The organism is Brevibacterium limosum (assembly GCF_011617705.1).
Lineage (GTDB): Bacteria > Actinomycetota > Actinomycetes > Actinomycetales > Brevibacteriaceae > Brevibacterium > Brevibacterium limosum.
In genome coordinates this window covers 4137533-4157043 of sequence record NZ_CP050154.1, presented here as the reverse complement: position 1 = coordinate 4157043, position 19511 = coordinate 4137533, and the positions used below count along the sequence as shown (strand labels likewise).

Annotated in this window: 16 protein-coding genes; 7 read left to right on the top strand and 9 right to left on the bottom strand. The window is 67.0% G+C overall.

The annotated features are described in order from the left end of the window. Positions 1-120: 120 nt before the first annotated feature. Both GUY37_RS18535 and GUY37_RS18530 read left to right on the top strand, forming a co-directional pair. The gene (locus GUY37_RS18535) at positions 121-1599 is read left to right on the top strand and encodes an alanine/glycine:cation symporter family protein (RefSeq protein WP_166828836.1); all 1479 of its coding nucleotides are present in this window, start codon (positions 121-123) and stop codon (positions 1597-1599) included. Positions 1600-1961: 362 nt separating this feature from the next. Further along, positions 1962-3356 (top strand): NAD-dependent succinate-semialdehyde dehydrogenase, encoded by a 1395-nt coding sequence (locus tag GUY37_RS18530; protein WP_166828833.1) that lies wholly within the window; start codon positions 1962-1964, stop codon positions 3354-3356. A 211-nt stretch (positions 3357-3567) separates the two neighbouring features. Here GUY37_RS18530 and GUY37_RS18525 read toward each other — a convergent pair whose 3' ends face one another. Then, positions 3568-4293, bottom strand: a complete 726-nt coding sequence (locus GUY37_RS18525) for a DUF402 domain-containing protein (protein WP_166828828.1) — start codon at positions 4291-4293, stop codon at positions 3568-3570. A gap of 183 nt (positions 4294-4476) precedes the next feature. On the opposite strand from GUY37_RS18525, the gene GUY37_RS18520 reads away from it, so the two are divergent. After that, positions 4477-5724, top strand: coding sequence for an MFS transporter (locus GUY37_RS18520; protein ID WP_166828825.1), 1248 nt, complete (start codon positions 4477-4479; stop codon positions 5722-5724). Here the strand turns inward: GUY37_RS18520 and GUY37_RS18515 are convergent. The 3 genes from GUY37_RS18515 to GUY37_RS18505 are packed head-to-tail and all read right to left on the bottom strand — an operon-like array spanning position 5666 to position 7052. Beyond that, the gene (locus tag GUY37_RS18515; protein ID WP_166828822.1) at positions 5666-6100 is read right to left on the bottom strand and encodes a helix-turn-helix domain-containing protein; all 435 of its coding nucleotides are present in this window, start codon (positions 6098-6100) and stop codon (positions 5666-5668) included. The genes GUY37_RS18520 and GUY37_RS18515 overlap by 59 nt on opposite strands. Then, the gene (locus GUY37_RS18510) at positions 6097-6438 is read right to left on the bottom strand and encodes a DUF6204 family protein (RefSeq protein ID WP_166828819.1); all 342 of its coding nucleotides are present in this window, start codon (positions 6436-6438) and stop codon (positions 6097-6099) included. Before GUY37_RS18510 ends, GUY37_RS18515 begins: the two co-directional genes overlap by 4 nt. Continuing rightward, positions 6435-7052 carry a TetR/AcrR family transcriptional regulator gene (locus GUY37_RS18505; RefSeq protein WP_166828817.1) on the bottom strand — a complete coding sequence of 206 codons (618 nt, stop codon included), beginning with the start codon at positions 7050-7052 and terminating at the stop codon, positions 6435-6437. Before GUY37_RS18505 ends, GUY37_RS18510 begins: the two co-directional genes overlap by 4 nt. A 191-nt stretch (positions 7053-7243) precedes the next feature. Between GUY37_RS18505 and GUY37_RS18500 the strand changes: the two genes are divergently transcribed. The 4 genes from GUY37_RS18500 to GUY37_RS18485 all read left to right on the top strand — a co-directional run bounded on the left by GUY37_RS18500 (position 7244) and on the right by GUY37_RS18485 (position 13584). Beyond that, positions 7244-8827, top strand: a complete 1584-nt coding sequence (locus tag GUY37_RS18500) for a class I adenylate-forming enzyme family protein (protein WP_166828815.1) — start codon at positions 7244-7246, stop codon at positions 8825-8827. After that, positions 8824-10188, top strand: coding sequence for a beta-ketoacyl-[acyl-carrier-protein] synthase family protein (locus GUY37_RS18495; RefSeq protein ID WP_228278252.1), 1365 nt, complete (start codon positions 8824-8826; stop codon positions 10186-10188). Before GUY37_RS18500 ends, GUY37_RS18495 begins: the two co-directional genes overlap by 4 nt. Positions 10189-10216: 28 nt before the next feature. Further along, positions 10217-11422, top strand: a complete 1206-nt coding sequence (locus GUY37_RS18490; protein WP_166828812.1) for an acyl-CoA dehydrogenase family protein — start codon at positions 10217-10219, stop codon at positions 11420-11422. Positions 11423-11880: 458 nt separating this feature from the next. Then, a complete protein-coding gene (locus tag GUY37_RS18485; protein ID WP_407645414.1) occupies positions 11881-13584 on the top strand; it encodes an ATP-binding cassette domain-containing protein in 1704 nt (567 codons plus the stop codon). Here GUY37_RS18485 and GUY37_RS18480 read toward each other — a convergent pair. From GUY37_RS18480 to pdhA, 5 genes are all read right to left on the bottom strand, one after another. After that, positions 13571-15073: a sodium:solute symporter family protein gene (locus GUY37_RS18480; RefSeq protein ID WP_166828806.1), complete on the bottom strand. Its 1503-nt coding sequence runs from the start codon at positions 15071-15073 to the stop codon at positions 13571-13573. The two genes, GUY37_RS18485 and GUY37_RS18480, sit on opposite strands and share 14 nt — an antisense overlap. Next, the gene (locus GUY37_RS18475; RefSeq protein ID WP_166828803.1) at positions 15070-15408 is read right to left on the bottom strand and encodes a hypothetical protein; all 339 of its coding nucleotides are present in this window, start codon (positions 15406-15408) and stop codon (positions 15070-15072) included. Before GUY37_RS18475 ends, GUY37_RS18480 begins: the two co-directional genes overlap by 4 nt. 218 nt (positions 15409-15626) lie before the next feature. Then, on the bottom strand, positions 15627-17297 hold the full coding sequence (locus GUY37_RS18470; RefSeq protein WP_166828800.1) for a dihydrolipoamide acetyltransferase family protein: 1671 nt from the start codon (positions 17295-17297) through the stop codon (positions 15627-15629). Continuing rightward, positions 17297-18370, bottom strand: coding sequence for an alpha-ketoacid dehydrogenase subunit beta (locus GUY37_RS18465; RefSeq protein ID WP_208094722.1), 1074 nt, complete (start codon positions 18368-18370; stop codon positions 17297-17299). The genes GUY37_RS18470 and GUY37_RS18465 overlap by 1 nt, the downstream gene beginning before the upstream one ends. Further along, a complete protein-coding gene (gene pdhA / locus GUY37_RS18460; protein ID WP_166828797.1) occupies positions 18367-19473 on the bottom strand; it encodes a pyruvate dehydrogenase (acetyl-transferring) E1 component subunit alpha in 1107 nt (368 codons plus the stop codon). Before pdhA ends, GUY37_RS18465 begins: the two co-directional genes overlap by 4 nt. Positions 19474-19511: the final 38 nt, after the last annotated feature.

The following is a 19511-nucleotide window of genomic DNA, read 5'->3' as shown; positions in this document are numbered from 1 at the left end:
CGATATGGGATCGCAACCTTGCGGAATCTTTACAGCCAATTCATGGGGTACAGTCAGAAAACGTACTGCTTATGACTTGAGTCACGTCGTCGATCGACGTTGGAAAGTGATGTGACCCTGATGGACGCTCTCACCGAACTCTTGGCCTCGATCAGCGGCTTCGTCTGGGGCCCGTTCCTGCTCATCCCGCTCCTGCTGGGGACGGGTCTCTACCTGACCATCCGACTCGGCGGGCTCCAGTTCACGAAGCTGGCGCCGGCGCTGTATCTGGGCATCCTCAAGCGCAAGGACGCCGGTTCGGAAGGCGACATCTCCCAGTTCCAGGCCCTGACGACGGCGCTGGCAGCCACCGTCGGCACCGGCAACATCGTCGGCGTCGCCACGGCCATCGGCATCGGCGGACCCGGTGCCCTGTTCTGGATGTGGATGACCGGCCTGCTGGGCATGGTCACGAAGTATGCGGAGGGATTCCTCGCCGTGCGCTTCCGTCGCACCGACGAAGCCGGTGAGAAGTCCGGCGGCCCGCAATTCTACCTCGAACACGGCATCAAGGGCCCGCTGGGCAAGGTGCTCGGCCTCATGTTCGCGATCTTCGCCGTGCTCGCCTGCTTCGGTATCGGCAACATGACGCAGGGCAACTCGATCGCCGCGAACGTCGAATCCAGCTGGTCGGTGCCCGCCTGGATCACCGGTGCCGTGCTCACCGTCCTCACCCTCGTGGTCCTCGTCGGCGGCATCAAGTCCATCGGCCGCGTCACGGCCGGCCTCGTGCCGATCATGATCGTCTTCTACGTCCTCGGCGCCGTCTTCATCCTCATCGCGAACATCGGAGAGCTGCCCGCGGCCTTCGCGCAGATCTTCACCGATGCCTTCACCGGCACCTCCGCGGCCGGCGGCTTCGCGGGATCGGCGATCATCATCGTCGTGCAGATGGGTGTCGCCCGCGGTCTGTTCTCGAACGAGTCGGGACTCGGCTCGGCACCGATCGCCGCGGCCGCCGCCCAGACCTCGCACCCGGTTCGCCAAGGCCTCGTGTCGATGACGCAGACCTTCATCGACACGATCATCGTCGTCAGCTTCACCGGACTGACCATCATCGCCACCGGCACCTGGGACGAGGTCGACCCGGAGACCGGCGAGCAGATCAGCGCGGCGCTCATGACCGGCGAGGCGTTCTCGCACGGACTGCCCGGACAGTGGGGCCACTGGGTGGTCACCATCGGCATCGTCCTCTTCGCGTTCTCCACGCTGCTCGGCTGGTCCTATTACGGCGACCGCAACGTCGAACGTCTCGTCGGCCGGCGGGGAGTGCTGCCGTTCCGGATCTTCTTCTCCCTCGTCGTCTTCATCGGCTGCACGACCGAACTCGAACCGGTCTGGAACTTCTCCGACGTGATGAACGGGCTCATGGCGCTGCCGAACCTGCTCGGCATCCTCATCCTCTCCGGACTCATCGCCCGCGAGACGAAGTTCTACCTCAAGCACGACCCGCAGCTGCGGGCGGACAGGGATACGATCGAATCGTTCATGATCGATCAGCCCGGTTGGGCGGATTGGAAGGCCGGCGACGTCATCGGCTCCTCCCGTCGCTTCGACTGATCAAGACGCCTCGACTGATCCCCTCGCCGAGGCGGCCGACCGAGTTCCGTCCGGCTGTGTCCTCGTCGGTTCGGCCGCTCCTTCGTGGGGCGGCCGTTCCCCTTCTCGGCTGGGTTTCCGGGGCCGAACCGAGCGTACGGATTCCGTCGAATCCGATTCGGAATCCGCACCACCTCGGCGGTGGCGGACCCTGGCGTTCGGAACTGATGAATCCCCCAGGTTTCGGCACTTGTTGCGCGGGTCACGTATTGATAGCGTGGGTGGCAGGCATACGCATTCCGTCGATTCTGACGGCGAACAGGTATGCAATTGCTTGAGCGGCGCCGACAGGCGCATAAGTCAATAAGTCAAAGGAGTCTGGAATGAGCAACGTAGGCAGTGCTGCAGGCGGCTACCGTGTCGAGAACCCGGCCACCGGTGAAGTCGTCGAGAAGTTCGACAATGCCACCGACGAAGAGGTCCAGCAGGTCCTCGAATCCGCGCACAAGGGCTACCTGAGCTGGCGTGAGAAGACCATCGAGGAGCGCGCCGCGATCGTCAACAAGGTCGCCGCCCTCTTCGGTGAGCGCAAGGAAGAGCTCGCGAAGATCATCGCCGAGGAGATGGGCAAGCCCACCGCCGAAGGCGAGGAAGAAGCCGAGTTCTGCGAAGCGATCTTCAACTACTACGCCGACAACGGTCCGAAGTTCGCCGCCGATGAGCCGATCGAATCGATGTCGGGCGGCAAGGCCTTCATCCAGCGTCGCCCCGTCGGTCCGCTGCTGGGCATCATGCCCTGGAACTTCCCGTACTACCAGGTCGCACGCTTCGCCGCGCCGAACCTCGTGCTCGGCAACACGATCATCCTCAAGCACGCGGAGATCTGCCCCCGCTCCTCGGCGAAGATCGCTGAGCTCATGAAGGAAGCCGGCATTCCCGACGGCGTGTACAACAACATCTACGCCACTCATGAGCAGATCGAGACGATCATCGCCGACGACCGCGTCGAAGGCGTGTCCCTGACCGGTTCCGAGCGCGCCGGCTCGGCCGTGGCCGCGACCGCGGGCAAGAACCTGAAGAAGGCCGTGCTCGAGCTCGGCGGCTCCGACCCCTACATCGTCCTCGACACCGATGACATGAACGAGGCCGTCGACACCGCCTGGGGCACCCGTCTGTACAACACCGGCCAGGTCTGCAACGCGAACAAGCGGATGATCGTCATGGACGACATCTACGACGACTTCGTGGCCGGGCTGACGGAGCGCGCCCAGTCCTGGGAGAAGGGCACCCCCGCCGAGGCGGGCGACGGCAAGTACTCGCCCCTGTCCTCGCGCGGTGCCGCCGAGAACCTGCGCAAGCAGCTCGATCGCGCCGTCGAGCAGGGTGCGACGCTCGTCGGCGGCGAACTCGCCGCCGACGGATCCGCGTACGTCTCGCCGGCCGTGCTCACCGGTGTCACTTCGGAGATGGACGCCTACCGCGAGGAGCTCTTCGGGCCCGTGGCCACCGTGTACAAGGTGACCAGCGACGATGAGGCACTGGCCCTGGCCAATGACTCGCGCTTCGGCCTCGGCGGCGCCGTGTTCGCCAAGGACGAGGAGCGTGCCGCGAAGCTCGCTCAGCGCCTCGACGTCGGCATGTCGAACGTGAACACCCCGGCAGGTGAGGGCGCGGAGATCCCGTTCGGCGGCACCAAGCGCTCGGGCTTCGGCCGCGAGCTCGGCCCCTACGGCATGGACGAGTTCGTCAACAAGCGCATGTACTACGTGGCTGACTGACTGGGTCCCTGCGGGGACTCGTTGCCGCTGCAGCTTGACGGGCTGGGCTCCGAAGAGCGCGTGAGAGCACGCGCGATTCGGGGCCCAGCCCTTTCTGCGTCGGACGGGGGTGTTCCCCGCGGGTGGATCCACCTCGAACTCTGTGCGGATTTCGCGGTGAATCCACCCGCAGGAGACACGCTCTGGGTAGGTCCTCCGCTTTTCGGGTGGCTCAGCTCGCGTCGAAGTCCCAGGTCGCCTCGGCGGGGAGGTCAGGCATCGGCCAGTCCGGATCCGGTCGGAAGTCCGGATAGTCCGAGTCGAAGGGGAAGACCCAGGCGCAGATGTCGTCGATGGCGGAATCGGCGGCGGCCCGGATGCGTGCGACCTTGTCGTCGGAGAACATCCCGGCTCCGCGCGCGAATTCGAGTTCGTCCTCGTCCTTGAGCCGGTAGGTGCCGTCGGCGTCGACGACGATGTCGAGGACGTGGTCGGAGGTGAGGATGCCGCGGTCGAAGCGGGTGAAGGACTCCTCGAGGTTGACGTAGAAGGAATCCCGACGGACAGGGACGGCGGGCGGCCTGGAGGAGACTGCCTCGGCATCTGTGGTCCGTGACGCGCGGTTGACGAAGAACCACACCGAATAGTCGGCTCCCGGCCGGAACACGGCGACGATGCCCGGTCCCTGCCACCGTTTGAGTCCCTGCGCCCGCGGGGCACCGAACCGGGCGGGACCGCCGGCGGTGCGGATGCCGGACCCGTCGGCGAGCACATGATGGAGCATCCTCGTCCCCGACTCCAACCACACTGCCAGGTGCTTCTCGTCATCGGCGATGACCGTTACCGGGCGCTGATCGTACAGGCCCGGATGCGCCGGATTCGTGTAGGTCCACAGGATCTGGTCGCCGCGCCGCCAGCATGGTTCGTCTGCTGCGCCTTGGTTCCCTGTTCCGCTCATACTCTCATTGTGTCGGACCGGTGTGGGTGTGAGCCGTGAGTCGCGCGTTTGCTGCGCCCGGAGCGCCGCCTTTCGCGGTCACCGAGGGTGAGGGTCGTCGGAATCTCGACACCTGCCGAAACCGCTCGCTACCGTGTGTGGCGTCCCTGACCGTCGAACGAACCGAGGAATGAGGCGAGGCGGATGCCGAGAGAGCTCGTCCTCGGCCTGTGCGCCGGCTACTTCCTCGTCCTCCTCGATGTGACAGTGGTCAATGTCGCCCTGCCCCAGATCAATTCGGAACTTCAGGCAGGCCAGTCGGGAATGGCCGGTGTCGTCAATGCCTATACCGTCGTTCTCGCGGCGCTGCTGCTGGCGTTCGGGGCGATCGGGGACAAGTGGGGCCACCGCCGAGTCGTGGTGTTCGGGTTCCTCTGCTTCTTCCTCGGGTCGGTGGCCTGCTCGCTGTCACCGACGATCGCGCTGCTTGTCGCCTCACGAGCGATCCAGGGCGTGGGAGCCGCTGCGACGATGGCCGGGACCCTCGCGATGCTCTCCGAATCGGCGGCGGACGACCGAGAGCGGAGCAAGCTCGTGGGACTCTGGGCCGCCTTGGGCGGAATCGCTCTTCCGCTGGGTCCTCTGCTGGGCGGACTGCTCGTCGACGTCGGCAGCTGGAGGGCGGTCTTCTGGCTCAACCTGCCGGTCATCCTCCTGGCGCTCGCCCCGATCATCGTCCATTCCTCCCAGCCGAAGGCAACCGGACGATGCGACGACCAACAACCGTCTCGGGACGGCGGGCTGCCCGAGTCCTCGCACCCATCGCGAGCGCGGCTCGCGATCGCCTGCATCATCGCCGGTCTGCTCAACTTCTGCGTCCTCGGCTCCCTGTTCCTCCTCACCCAGAACTTCCAGGACGATCGAGGGCTGAGTCCGATTCAGGCCGGGCTGGCCACACTGCCCGCTCTGCTGCCGATGCCGTTCTTCGGGGCGCTGTCGGGAACGATCAGCAGCCGCCTCGGGGTCTGGAAGACGAGTGGGCTGGGGCTCATCGTGGGCGGGGTGGGCCTCGGGCTGATGGGGCTGACCGTCTCAGCACCGAGCCTGTGGGCACTGTGGATCGCCCTTGTGGTCTGGGCGATCGGTGTCGGGGCCCTCATGCCCGCGATCGTGGCAGCAGCCATGCACGCCCTGCCGCAGAGGCCGGGATTCGCCTCAGGAGCGGGAAGCACTGCACGCAACCTCGGAGGAGCTGCGGGTGTGGCGGCTTTCGCCGCCCTGCATCAGGTCGACACCGGCGTGCTGATGGCAGTGTCCGGTCTCGCCATGGTCGCTGCCGCAGTCGTCTGCCTCCGGGCGCAGCGGCAAAGGGGCCAGGTTCCGAGTGTCCCTGTCACCGCGACGACGGCGGACGGGTCGTTCCCACGCTCGCGACCACCTCTGTCGGACTGAGCCCGGAGTCGGTGAACCAGCGGTCGGCCGCCTTCTCGGCGATGCCTTCGGCCTGATCGACGAGGTGGCGCCCGCTGTCGGTGAGGGCGAACTCACCGGACTCCGCACGGGAGAGCCAGCCGAGTTTCACGAGGGGGCCGCTGGAGCGGATGGTCTGCGACCGGGTCTCACCCATCGCCTCGGCCAGAGCCTCCCTGGTCAGTCCCTGCGACTGTGCACCGATGATGCGCAGCCGGCGGAGGTCTGTGAAGCTGAGCCCCACGCGCGAGAGCGCGGTGCCGATCGCGGTGTCCAGGGAACTCGTCGCCGAGGCCAGGGCCAATGCGGCCTCGAGGATCGGTTCGGAGGCGGAGCCGACGGTCGTCTCCCCGCTCATGACCGTGTCCTCGGGCGCACCTTGATGTCTTCGACGCAGACGGCAGAGACGCTCGTGGTCCTGCCGCCCAGGCCGCGTGCGGCGAGATCGGCGACGGAGAGCTCCTCGGCTCGGATGTTCGCCAGCGTTTCGGCGTCATCGCGGTCCGCCTCGTCGCTGGTGACGAGGAATCGGTGCTGATAGTTCACGAGTTCGGGCGTGTAGAGGAACGTCCCCTCGGGAGAGAAGCTCGCGGAGAGCATATCGTGATCGTCCTGTGCCGAACGGAGGCTGCAGCGCTGTTCCTCGTCGAGCCCGGCGAAGCGGCCGCGAACGGTGATGCGGAAATTCCAGGTCATTGTGGGGCCTCCTCGGCTCGGGTGGCGTGGTCGAACAGGGCGATGATCTCGCCCGCCTCGATGCGGGGATGGGCGGGAACCGCCGTGTCGAGGACGGAGCGCAGCGACAGGGCCATCGTGACCGGGTCGAAGTCGCGCATCTCGCCGCGGCGCTGTCCGTCCTCGAAGAGGGTTACGAGATCGGCGACGGAATCGGCGGAGCGCTGACCATAGGGCTGACCGTGGGAGGCCGCCGCGGCGGCTCTGCTGAGGTAGCCCACGGCGGCGATGATGGCCGCGGCCCGAGTCGGTTCGCGACGACAGTAATCGATGTGGGTGGAGACATAATCCGCGAGCCGGTCGTTGGCCGACCCCGGCGAATTGAGCGCCCGGTCGAGTTCGGGACCCAGATCCTCGACGACGAACTGCACGACCGCGGCGGCGAGCTCGTCCTTGTCGGAGAAGTTCCCATGGACCGCGCCGCGGCTGAATCCGGCGTTCTCCGCGACCGCGATGAGAGAGGTGGAGCGCACCCCGTGGTCGGCGAAGAGCGTCGCCGCCGATTCGATGAGACGCCGCCGGGTCAGTTCCTGGCTCTCTCGGCGCGTCAGTCGAGGTGTGGGTGAGTCGATCATGAAATCAGAATACATGACAGTATCCGAATACTTCAAAGTATCTCAATGGGGTGTGGTGAGGCGGTCTCGGCCACGTTGTACTGTGGGAACGGTCGGTGCGGTGCGTCGATGTGCCGACTCGGCACCGGCAGGGCGGCCACGGTGCTGCGCCGCCGGCTCCGAAGGAATGCTGGGAACCTGGGAGGTCCGATTTGCCGATCACTGCGACGATCCTCGATGTGGCGCTCGAACGCCCCGATCAGCCCGCGATCGTGGGGGCCGAGGCTCGGCTCAGCTACGCGCAGCTCGTCGACGATTCGCGCACGATGTTCGCCTCCGCCTCCTCCCTCCACGCCGAACAGACCGATCCGCCGACACCTGCTCCCGAAACCCACGGCATCCCGATCACGGCAGTGAGCCTCACCTCGGCGTTCGAGACCTCCCGCATCATCGCGGGTCTCGCCGGCTTCCGCGCGGTCTCGGCCACTATCGACCCCCGCTGGCCGCTCGAGCACCAGGTCGGGGTCATCACGACCACCGGCATCGGCGTCGTCATCAGCGATTCGACCGACCTCGCCGAGGCGCTCGCCGCCGCCGGCTGGACCGGAACCGTCATCACCGCGGCCGACTTCCATGCCCGCGAAACCGCGATCGACCCGGCCGACACCGCACCGCCGAGCGTCCGCGAGTCGTCGGAGCCGTTCCTCATGCTCTTCTCCTCGGGCACGACGAGCAACCCGAAGGCCTTCATCAAGACCCGCCGACAGTACCGCGACAACGTGGCCGTGTCATCGGCCCACCTCGAGCCCTTGCCCGGCGTGGGCACGCTGGCCCCCGGCCCCGTGTCGTACAGCCTCACCCTCTACGCCGTCATCGAAAGCCTCGCCACCGGCGGCAGCGTCCACGTCGCCGACGACTTCGACCCCTTCACCATGGGCCCACGCATCGCGACCGAAGCCATCACCCGCGTCGTCGCCGTGCCCGCCGTGGTCAAGGCCCTCGCCGAGGCGGCCCGCCGAACACCCGATCACTTCCGCGGCCTCGATCTCGTCGTCACCGGAGGAGCGAACCTGCCGGCATCCATCCGCTCGGCACTCGCCGACGTCCTGCCCGACACCCGACTGATCAGCTACTACGGCGCTGCCGAGATCGGCTTCATCGGCGACAGCCGCGACGGCGACGGCACCTGGATCTCGATCTACGACACCATCGGCGTCGAGGTCCGTGACGACGCGGGGATCCGCCTGCCCGACGGAGAGATCGGCACGGTCTGGATCAGGGCCGCCGCCTGCTCCGACGGCTATGTCACCGGCACCACGGACGCGCAGCTGCGTCTTCCCGACGGTTGGGCCACTGTCGGTGATCAGGGACGGATCGACAACGGACTCCTCCAACTCGCCGGGCGGGCCGGCGATATCGCGATCACCGGAGGGCACAAGGTGTCCCTGCCCGAGGTCGAACGGGCCTTCGAGGAATTCGACCGCGGGGATCCGCAAACAGGACGGGACCGCCTCGGCGAGGTCTGCGCGATCGCGCTGCCCGATGACGGCCTCGGCAGCATCGTCGCACTCGTCATCGAACCGGGCTCGGCAGAACCCGGCTCCGAGGGCGGACCGCTGAACTCGGGTGCGCCGGACAAGGCCGCGCTGCTCGCCCACGCCCGGGCTGAACTGGCCCCGCAGTTCGTGCCGAGACGGTTCTATCTGCTCGATCGGCTGCCGCGGACCGTCGGCGGGAAGATTCGGCGCAGCGAAACCGTTGACGTGGTCATGAGCGGAAAGGCACAGAGACTGTGAATGCTTCCAGGGGCAGTCAGCACCGCACGGACAGCGTGCGCGACGTCGTCATCACCGGACTCGGCGCCATCACGCCCAACGGGCAGACCCCGGAAGGCCTGTGGACCTCTGTGCGCCACGGCACCAGCGCGATCGACGTCCTCGCAGGTGAGCAGTTCGACAACCTCGCGGTGCGGATCGGCGGACAGATCACGGGCTTCGACGCCGAGGCGCTCCTGCCCCGGGCGCTCGCTCGTCGTCTCAGCCCCGTCCAGCACTGGGCCATCGCCGCCGCCGAACAAGCACTCAACCAGGCGGGGATCTCCGCCCCGGCCGAGGATCTGCCCTGGGATCGCGACCGCACGGCCGTCATCGCGGCCACCGGCTCGGGACCGGTTGACGCCATGCAGGAGGCGACGCGCAGCCTCGACGCCGGCGGGCCCCGATCCGTGCCGCTGACCCTGTCCATCCACGGGGCACCGGACTCCGCGGCCGCCCTCATCAGCCAGCGCTTCGATCTCCGCGGACCCGGACAGGGGGTCTCGGCGACCTGCGCCTCCGGGACGATCGGCCTCGGCGAGGCGATGCGCCGCATCCGCCACGGCTACGCCGATGCCGTGCTCGTCGTCGGCATGGAAGACTGCCTCGGCCCGGTCAATCTCGCCTCGAATGCGAACATGCGGGCCCTCGCCGCCGGATTCGAAGACGATCCGACCGCGGCCAGCCGCCCCTTCGACCGGAACCGCAACGGCTTCGTCATGAGCCAGGGGGCGGCCGCGATCCTCCTCGAATCCGCCGACTCGGCGGTCTCACGTGGGGCGATGCCGCTGGCCGAACTGGCCGGATTCGGCGCCGCCAGCGACGCCCACCACCCGACGAACCCGCATCCGCAGGGACGGGGGGCCGCCTCGGCGGTGGTCCAGGCATTGAACGACGCCGGACTGGGACCCGGCGAAATCGACCACATCAACGCCCACGCGACGGGCACACCGGCCGGCGACCGAGCCGAACTCGCCGCCTTCGACTCAGCCCTGGGCGAGGTCGGGCGGACGATCCCGATCTCGGCGACGAAATCGACGACGGGGCACCTGCTCGGCGCATCAGGAGTCGTCGAGGCGATCATCGCCACCATGACGATGCGGGATCAGACGCTGCCCCCGACGCTCAACCTCGGCGACAATGAATTCCCAGAATGGGACATCGTTGCAGGTCACGCCCGTGAAATGGGTGGGGTGTCGGACCGCGCCGAGGCGGCTGTGGACACCGTGCTGTCGACGTCGTTCGGCTTCGGCGGACACAACGGCGCGATCATTCTGCGTCGGACTGCGGAGCCCGCGACACCGGCCACCGATGCGACCGACCCGTCGACGAAGGAAAGATGATGACCGACCCCTCGACGAAGGAGAGACGATGACCGACCGTGAGGCGCGCCTGAGCGAACTCGCCGCGCACTATCTGCCCGATGACGTGTGTGATCGCTTCCGCGAACGAGCCGATGTCTACGACCGGGAGAACCGCTTCTTCGACGAGGATCTCGCCGACCTCAAGGAGCTCGGCTACCTCAACCTCTTCGTCCCGGCCTCCCACGGCGGACCGGGGCTGAGCCTGTTCGAGGTATCTCGACTGCAGCAGCGGTTGGCGTCAGCGGCCCCCGGCACCGCTCTGGCGATCAATATGCACCTCATGACGACCGGAGTGGTCAAGGCGCTGGCCGACCGCGGCGACGACTCGCTGAATTGGGTGTTCGGCGATGTCATGGCCGGTGAGATCTTCGCGTTCGGCATCTCGGAGCCCTCGAACGATTGGGTGCTGCAGGGATCGAACACCGAGGCGGTGCCGACTGCCGACGGCGGGTACGAACTGACCGGGGTGAAGATCTTCACCTCGCTCTCGCCCGTGTGGACGCGGCTCATCGTCCACGGCGCCGTGGCCTCCGACGACGACGGGATCGCCGGTCCCGATGCGGACGAGCCGGCTGAGGGTCAGCTCGTCTACGGGTTCATCGAACGGGACGCGCCGGGCATCACGGTCTCCGATGAGTGGGATGTGCTGGGAATGCGGGCCTCACAGTCGCGGGCGACGATCCTCGACCACGTGCCGATGAAACCGGAGCGGGTCTCGCGCGTCATACCCGCCGGCAAGCACCCCGACATGCTCACCTTCGCGATCACGAGCAACTTCCAGCTGCTCATCGCCGCCGTCTACGCCGGAGTCGCGGCAAGGGCGCTCGAGCTGGGTGCAGCCGGACTGCACAGGCGGAAGTCGGCGAAGGCGGGAGTCACCTTCGCCGAGGTGCCCGAGACCCGGACTCGCCTGGCCGATGCGCACCTCGACTTCATGCCCGTGACGGCGATGATCGACGCCTACGCCCGGGACTTCGACGACCTGGTCGACCACGGTGCCGGGTGGCCGCTGCGTTTGGTGGGGGCGAGGATCAAGTCCGCCGAGGCGGCCCGGCGCACCACCGAGACCGCACTTATGTGCACCAGCGGCAGCGGGTTCGGCAACAAGCACGAACTCTCCCGCCTCTTCCGGGATGCCACGGCCGGTCTCTTCCACCCGCCGAGCGCCGACGCGGCCCGTCCGATGTACGCGGCGGCCCTCCTCGACGGGTAGGGAGGAGCGGGCAGCTGCCGCTGGCCTCGCTCAGGTCACGCGAAACTCGAAAAGGGCGCAGCCGGCGACGACTCTTTCGACGTTCGCGTTACCTGAGCGAGTTCGCCCCTGCAGACCTGTCGCCTCATCACCCATAGGCGTTTGTTAGAATTGATGTCATGAACTTCGGTATGCCCTCCAGAAGGCTCCGCAGCCGCCGCTGACGGCGGCGGGACCCTTCATTCCAATCTCGTGTGCCGTCCTGGCCCTCGCCGGACGGTGGCTTCATGCTGTCCGGCTCCACGACGAGCTGAAAGACCACGATGCCGAAAACCACATCTTCATTCCCCCACCACACCCTGCCCGCAGACGATCGAGCGACTACGGACAGCCCACTCCGGGCAGCTGACCATCTGCTGTGCGACGAACAGGTGCCTGCCGGTTCGGCCGCGCATATCCGGGCCGAGGACATCCACGTCATGCTCGGCGATCGCGAGGTCCTCACCGGTCTCGACGTGACGATCTCCGCTGGCTCCCGGCTGGCTGTCGTCGGTGAGAACGGCAGCGGAAAGACGACTCTGCTGCATGTCCTCGCCGGGGCCCTGCCGCCCGACCAGGGCTCTTTGCGGCGAGCCGGAACCGTCACCCTGCTCGAACAGGCGCTCGATGCCGACGAGAACCGAACCGTCGGTGACCTCATCAATGAGTCTCTGCGCCTGGAACATGCCGCCCTGGCCGCGCTCGATGCCGCCGGTGAGGCGATGGCCCGGGACGAACCCGGCGCCGATGAGTCGTTCTCGGAAGCCCTCGGACTGGCGACCCGCCTCGACGCCTGGGACGGTGAGCGCCGTATCGACACCGCACTGGCGGGACTCTCCGCCTGCACCGATCGACAGCGGAGCCTGGCGAGCCTCTCGGTCGGGCAGCGCTACCGGGTGCGCTTGGCCGTCGTGCTCGGTTCGAGTACGGATATTCTGCTGCTCGATGAGCCGACGAACCACATCGACGCGTCCTCGCTGGCGTTCCTCACCAAGAGTCTGCAGGAGCGCAAAGGCGGATTCGCCCTGGTCAGCCACGATCGGGCGCTGCTGCATGACGTCGCCGGTGACTTCCTCGACCTCGACCCGAGCCGCGACGGCCGTCCCCGGAAGTACTCCGGCGGATACTCCGGATGGGTCGAAGGGAAACATCGGGATCGGCAGAGATGGGAACAGGAATACCTCGCCGAGGTGGCCGAGCACTCCCGTCTGACCGACGCCGCCGATGACGCCCGATCCCGGCTGAAGACGGGATGGCGACCGCCGAAGGGAACGGGCAAACATCAGCGTGCGACGAGGACGGCGGGAGTCGTCCAGGCCTTCAACCGACGCGTCGAGGACCTCGAGCGCCACGCCGTTTCAGTGCCCGAACCGCCCTTGCGGCTGCAGTGGCCCGACGTCCCGAGAGCAGACGACGACCAGGTGCCTCGGCACGACGACCAGGTGCCTCGGCACGACGACCAGGTGGCTTCGGACGCTGGCCGCCCGACGGCTGCAGCTCAGCCCTCCACGGTCGGTGACGGCCCGCTCCTGAGCGCGGAGGCGGTCTCCGTCCAAGGGCGGCTGAACGAGACGGTGTCCCTGAGCATCGACCCCGGTCAACGTCTGCTCATCACCGGCGCGAACGGCACCGGCAAATCGACGCTGCTCGACGTGCTCACCGGCAGGCTCGAACCCAGTGACGGACAGTTGTGGCAGCGCCCGCAGGCACGAGTCGAACTGCTCAGCCAGGAGGTTCCGGAATGGAACGCCGATGACACGGCCGAGCGTGTCTTCGAAGACCACTGCCTGCGAGCGGAACTCGACAGCGGACCGAGGTTTGTGCAGGCCGACGGGGATGGACGAACGACGGCCTTCTGTGGAGACATCACTCTGCAGGCTCTCGGCCTGCTCGATGCGGATGCCGCGGCGACCCCGGTCCGCCGTCTGTCGCAGGGACAGCAGCGCAGACTCCAACTGGCGATGTGCCTGGCGGTCGAGCCTGATGTGCTCATCCTCGACGAGCCGACGAACCACCTGTCCGCCTCGTTGGTCGACGAGTTCACGGAGGCCTTCGGAACCGCCTCGGCGGCGCTCATCGTCGTCACTCACGACCGGCAGATGTTGGCGGATCTGGCGGACTGGCGGCGTCTCACACTCGGGTGAGCTGCCGGTCGGCTCTCGGCGTCCAGCGTGGATCCGGCTTCGCAAAGGTGATCGCCACGACCACGATGAGGTTGGCGGCGACCGCCCACAGGCCGCCGTTGATTCCGAGCAGCGGGTCGAGTCCCGTGTAGTGGAGGGCGACCATGACGACGGAGCCGACGAGGAGACCGGCGGCCGCAGCCTGCTTGCTCATGCGCGGCCAATACAGGGACAGGAGCGCGGCCGGGACGACCTGCGCGAGCCCTTCATAGCTGAGCACCGAGAGCTCGACGAGCGCATCCGGCATGAGCAGGCTCATCACGAGAGCGATGACACCGACGGCCAAGCACACCCACTGGGACAGCGCCTTCTGACGCAGACCACGGGCGGCGTGCTGTTCGGCGGTCATCTGGGCTGCATTCTTCGGCCCGGCCAAACCGCCGCCGAGGATGGTCCGGCCCCACATCGACCCGACCGAGAGCATGTACACGCTCATCGGCACGATTGCCGACAGTGCTCCGGCGACGCCGATGATCGCGACGATCGGGGCGGGCAGTGAGTCGATGACCACCGAGAACAATGCCAAGTCGGCGTCTTTGAGTGCAGGGACGACGAAGAGCGCTGCCACCCCGACCATCATCGGCACCAACAGCAGCAGCTGGTACCAGGGCAGGAGGATCGAGTTCCGGCGCAGTGCATTCGCCGACGTGCCAGACAGGTATCCGGCGATCGAGGTCGGAAACACGGTGATGGTGATGCCGTTGAGGATGATCGTCGAGATGAACCAGGCGCCTCCGTAGATGCCCTCACCGGCACCAGGGAACGTCAGCCATTGGGACTTCTCGCCCACGAGGCGATCGAGCAGCGGGGCGAGTCCGTCGAAATAGTGCAGCGGCACGTAGACCGCGAGGAAAGCCACTGCGAGGATGACCAGTCCGTCCTTGAGAACGCTCACCCAGGCGGAACCGCGCAGACCGGAGACGAGGATGAACGCCTCGGCGACGATGAAGGAGATGATTGCGGCGATCTTGAGGTCGATCGCACCGAAGCTCATCGCGTTGACGACCGCACCCATGCCCTGGATCTGCAGCTGGATATAGGGGACGATGAAGATCGTCGCGAGCACTGCCACGAGGATCGCCAGCCCCCGGGAGCGGAATCGGTGCTCGACGATGTCGGAGAGACTGACGAGCTTGTGGCGGGCGGCGTAGGTCCAGAACAGGGGGCCGACGAGGTAGGCGACGACGAGGCCGACGCTCAGGTAGCCGATGAGGTAGAGGATCGGCACACCATAGGAGTAGGACCAGCCTGCCGTGCCGAGGAACGAGAATGACGTGTAGGTCTCGCCCGCCATGAGCAGCAGGATGAAGACGAAGCCGAGTCCGCGCCCTGACACCGACCACTCATCGAGGGACTTCTCCCGTCCGCGACCAGACCAGATGCCGACGCCGATGGTCGCGAGCATTGCGAGGCCGAAGATGATGCTGGCGATGATCGCCGACGTGCTCATGTCCCGGCCTCCTCGCTGTCGTTGTGGGGCGCATCGCCGGAGACAGGGTCGACCGCATGGTCCTCGCCGAACGCGACGTCTGAGGGGACGTGTTCGGGGAGGTCACCGCGGTAGAAGTGGTCGCCGCGTGCGGTCATCCAGACGAAGAACCAGGTGAGGACCGTGACGATGATCGTGTAGGTGACGACGAACGGCAGTCCGGCGATTCGCGGCTCGACCGAATTCGCCACGATCGGGGTGAGGGCGTAGAGAACGACCGGGATGATGAGCAGGAACAGGGAGAACCGCCGCCGAGGTGGTCTCGACGGCGGTCGTGAATAATGAGTCCGGGACATGCGCGCACCCTTTCACCATGTACGTCTTCGGCAAGATGACCCGGCAAGGCTAGTGGTGTCGACCATGAGCGACGGAGAAGGGTCCGAATCGTGGAATCTCGCCGGTGAGTGCGGCGCGGGCAGCGTCGTTCAAGGCCGAGCGCACTTGTCGAAAGGTGTACCTCACGACAAGTGCGCTGACGCTTGAACGACGCCGAGGCGGCTCGTCCCGGCGACGCTCAGAGTTCCGGCAGGAGTGAGATCGGGTTTTCGATGCAGTCGGCGACGAAGGTGAGGAACTGACTCGGCTCCTGACCGTCACAGGCGCGATGGTCGAAGACGAAGGACAGATACATCACCTTGCGCACGGTCAGCTCGCCATCGACGACCCATGGGCGGTCCTTGATCCGGCCGAGGCCGAGCATGGCCACCTCGGGGAGGTTGATGATCGGGGCCGAACCGTCGACGCCGAACACCCCGTAGTTGTTCAGGGTGAACGTGCCGCCGGACAGTTCGGACGGATCGAACTTGCCCGCAGCCGCCTTCCCGACGGTCTCGGACACGGTGTCGCGCAGCTGCCGCAGGCTCATCTCGCCGGCCCCGGGGACGACGGGGACCATGAGCCCGCGAGGTGTCTGCGCGGCCAGGCCGAGGTTGATGTCGCCGTGGGTGACGATCTCGCCGGCAGCCGTGTCGATCGACGAGTTGATGATCGGGTACTTCTTCAACCCGGCCACGACGAAGCGGGCGACGAGGGACAGCAGCGAATACTTCTCACCGGTCCGCGCCTCGAGCGCGCGCTTCGTGTTGAGCAGCTCGGTAGCGTCGACATCGAGCCAGATGGTCGCCTCGGGGATCTCCTGCCGAGACTTCGTGAGGCGTTCGGACACGACCTTCCGCAGCCCCGTGATCGGGGTGCGGGTATCGCGGTCGGCAGGGTCGGGGCTCACTGCTGCGGCGTCGCCGGCGGAGGCGGGCAACTTCGCCGCGGCGGCTGTTCCGGATGCAGAAACGCTCGCCGAGGCGGCTCCCCGTTCCGTGCCCAGGTGCGGTTGGTTCGCCGGTGACGTCCCCGCGGGGACGTGCGCGGTGGCACCGTCGTGGTTCGTTCCCGCCCCGGATTCGACCGCGGCAAGTACATCGGCCCTGGTCACGACCCCACCGGGGCCCGTGCCGGGCAGGTGCTTAGCGCTGATGCCGTGATCCTTCGCGAGCTTGCGCACGAGCGGCGAGGACACGGGGGAGGCGTTATTATCCGCATCCCTCGATGATTCGTCGGTGGCGGACACCGACGAGTAGACCGTGGAGGACGGTGACGAGCCATCAGCGGGTGCCGACGCCTCTGTCGGCGGCTGCGAGGGGGCATCCGGGATGACTGTCGGAACAGCGGGAGCCGCAGTCGGTGCGGCGGTAGATGTCGCATCCGGTGTGGCTGCGCGCTTGCCTCCGAACGACCGTGTCTTCGTCGACCGGGTCTTCGGTTCGGAGGTGCCGTAGCCGATGAGGTTCGCGCCGCTCGATTCGCTGGCGCCAGTCTGGCCACCGCCGTCTCCGCCGTCTCCGCCGTTTGCGTCGACTGCGGTCGTGCTCGCCACCGCGCTCGCGACACCGTCGCCATCCACCGACCCAGCGTCCCCGCCTGCCTCGGCCCCCGCCTCGGCGACGGAGAGCAGGGCCTGACCTGCGCTGACAGTGTCTCCGGCGTTCGCGTGGAGGCTGACGATCCGCCCGGCGTACGGGCAGGGGAGCTCGACGACGGACTTCGCGGACTCGACCTCGACGACCATCTGATCGACGTGGACCTCATCGCCGATCTCGACCCTCCAGGAGATCAGCTCCGCCTCGGTGAGACCTTCACCCAGGTCGGGGAGGATGAACTCGCGCGTGCCCGTATTCACATCAGGACTCATCACAGCTCCCAATCCCAGGACTCGAGCGCATCGAGCACACGTTCGACGGTCGGCAAGTAGAACTCCTCGAGCTTCGGCGACGGATAGGGCACATCGAACCCGGTGACTCGCAGGATCGGGGCCGACAGAAAGGTGAAGTTGCGTTCAGTGAGGCGGGCGGCCACCTCGGCGCCGTATCCGCCGAACTGCGCGGCCTCGTGGATGATTGCCGCACGCGAGGTCTTGCGCACCGAGGCGGATACCGTCTCATCATCGAATGGTGAGAGCGTGCGCAGGTCGATGACCTCGATGGACAGTCCGTGTTCGGCTCCGGCCTCAGCAGTTTCGAGCGCCGTGCGCACGGTCGGACCATAGGCGAGCAAAGTGACGTCGGTGCCTTCGCGGATGACCTGCGCCCGATTCATCGGTGCCGTCGTGACCGGCAGGGACAGCGTCTCCTTCATCCAGTACCGCGACTTCGGCTCCATGAACACGACCGGATCGTCGGAGGCGATCGACTCGCGCAGCAGCGAATACGCATCCGCCGGATTCGACGGCGTGACGACGGTGAGACCCGGCGTCGACGTCCAATAGACTTCCGAGGAATCCGAATGATGCTCGACCCCGCCGATGTCGCCGGCATAGGGGATCCGAATCGTGATCGGCAGGCTCACCCGGCCCTTCGTCCGATTCCGCATCTTCGCCACATGGGAGACGATCTGCTCGAACGCAGGGTAGGCGTAGGCGTCGAACTGCATCTCGACGACGGGACGCATCCCGTTCATCGCCATGCCGATCGCGGTGCCGATGATGCCCGACTCCGCCAGCGGGGAATCCCACACCCGATTCGACCCGAATTCGGCCCGCAGACCTTCTGTGACACGGAAGACCCCGCCGAGGCGGCCGACATCCTCACCGAAGACGAGCACGGTGTCGTCGTCGGCCAGAGAATCCCGCAGCGCCTGGTTGAGGGCCTTCGTCATCGTCACCGATGACGGTGTGGCCCCGTCATTGCTCGCCGAGGTGGCTGTGGCTGTTTCGGCGTTCACCGCGGTCGGATCGGTGGTTGGGTCGGTTCCCGTCTCGACGCTCATGCGTGACCTGCCGCTGCGAGTTCGGCTTCGAGGACCTGCCGCTGCTCGGTCAGGGCCGTGCGCGGGCTCGCGTAGACGTGGGCGAAGAGTTCGCGCGGGTCGATCTCGGCCTCGGCGTTCATCGCATCGCGGACGGACGCGGCCAAGGCCTCGGCCGCCTCGGCGACCTCTGCGACTCTCGCATCGTCAAGAGCCCCTGTCTGTCGCAGGTACTTCTCGAGTCGATCGATGGGATCGAACTGCTTCCAGTGCTCGACCTCCTCGGTGTCGCGGTACTTCGTCGGATCGTCGGAGTTCGTGTGCGACTCCATCCGGTAGGTGAGGCACTCGATGAGGGTCGGACCATCTCCGTTGCGACCGCGCTCGAGGGCGGCGGAGACAGCGGCGAATACGGCGGCGACGTCATTGCCGTCGACGCGCAGGCCCGGCATTCCGTAGCCGGCGGCGCGGTCGGCGAGCATCGTCGCGTTCGTCTGCTCGCGCAGGGGAGTGGAGATCGCATACTGGTTGTTCTGCAGGACGAAGACCGTCGGGGTCTGCCACACGGAGGCGAAGTTGAAGGCTTCGTGGGTGTCGCCTTCGCTGCTGGCGCCATCGCCGAGGAAGGTCAGAGTCGCAGCATCCTCGCCCTTGAGCTTCGCGGCCATCGCGAATCCCGTGGCGTGCAGGGTCTGCGTTGCCAGCGGTGTCGCCGCAGGTGAAGTGTGGTATTCGTGCGGGTCGAAACCGCAGTGCCAGTCCCCGCGGAAGGCGGCGAGGATCTCGGCGACGGGCACTCCGCGGGTCAGCAGCGCTGCCGAGTCGCGGTAGGTGGGGAACAGCCAGTCGTTCGGGGCCAGCGCGGTGGTGGCCCCCACCTCGGCGGCTTCCTGACCTGCCGCGGAGGGATAGGTCGCGAGCCGGCCCTGGCGGGTCAGGTGCGTGACCTGTGCTTCGAACCGGCGGACGAGGACCATCTGCCGGTAGAGACCGGTGAGGGTGGCATCGCTGGGGATCCGCAGCCCTTCGGTCGGAGTGTCGGTGAGCCGGCCATCTGCGCCGATGAAGCTGATCGGCTGCAGCTGGGGCAGTGAGCGGCCTGTGGTGGGAACGTCAATGGTCATGGCCCCATGGTGGCGTGAGGCGAGTCACGATTCCACGG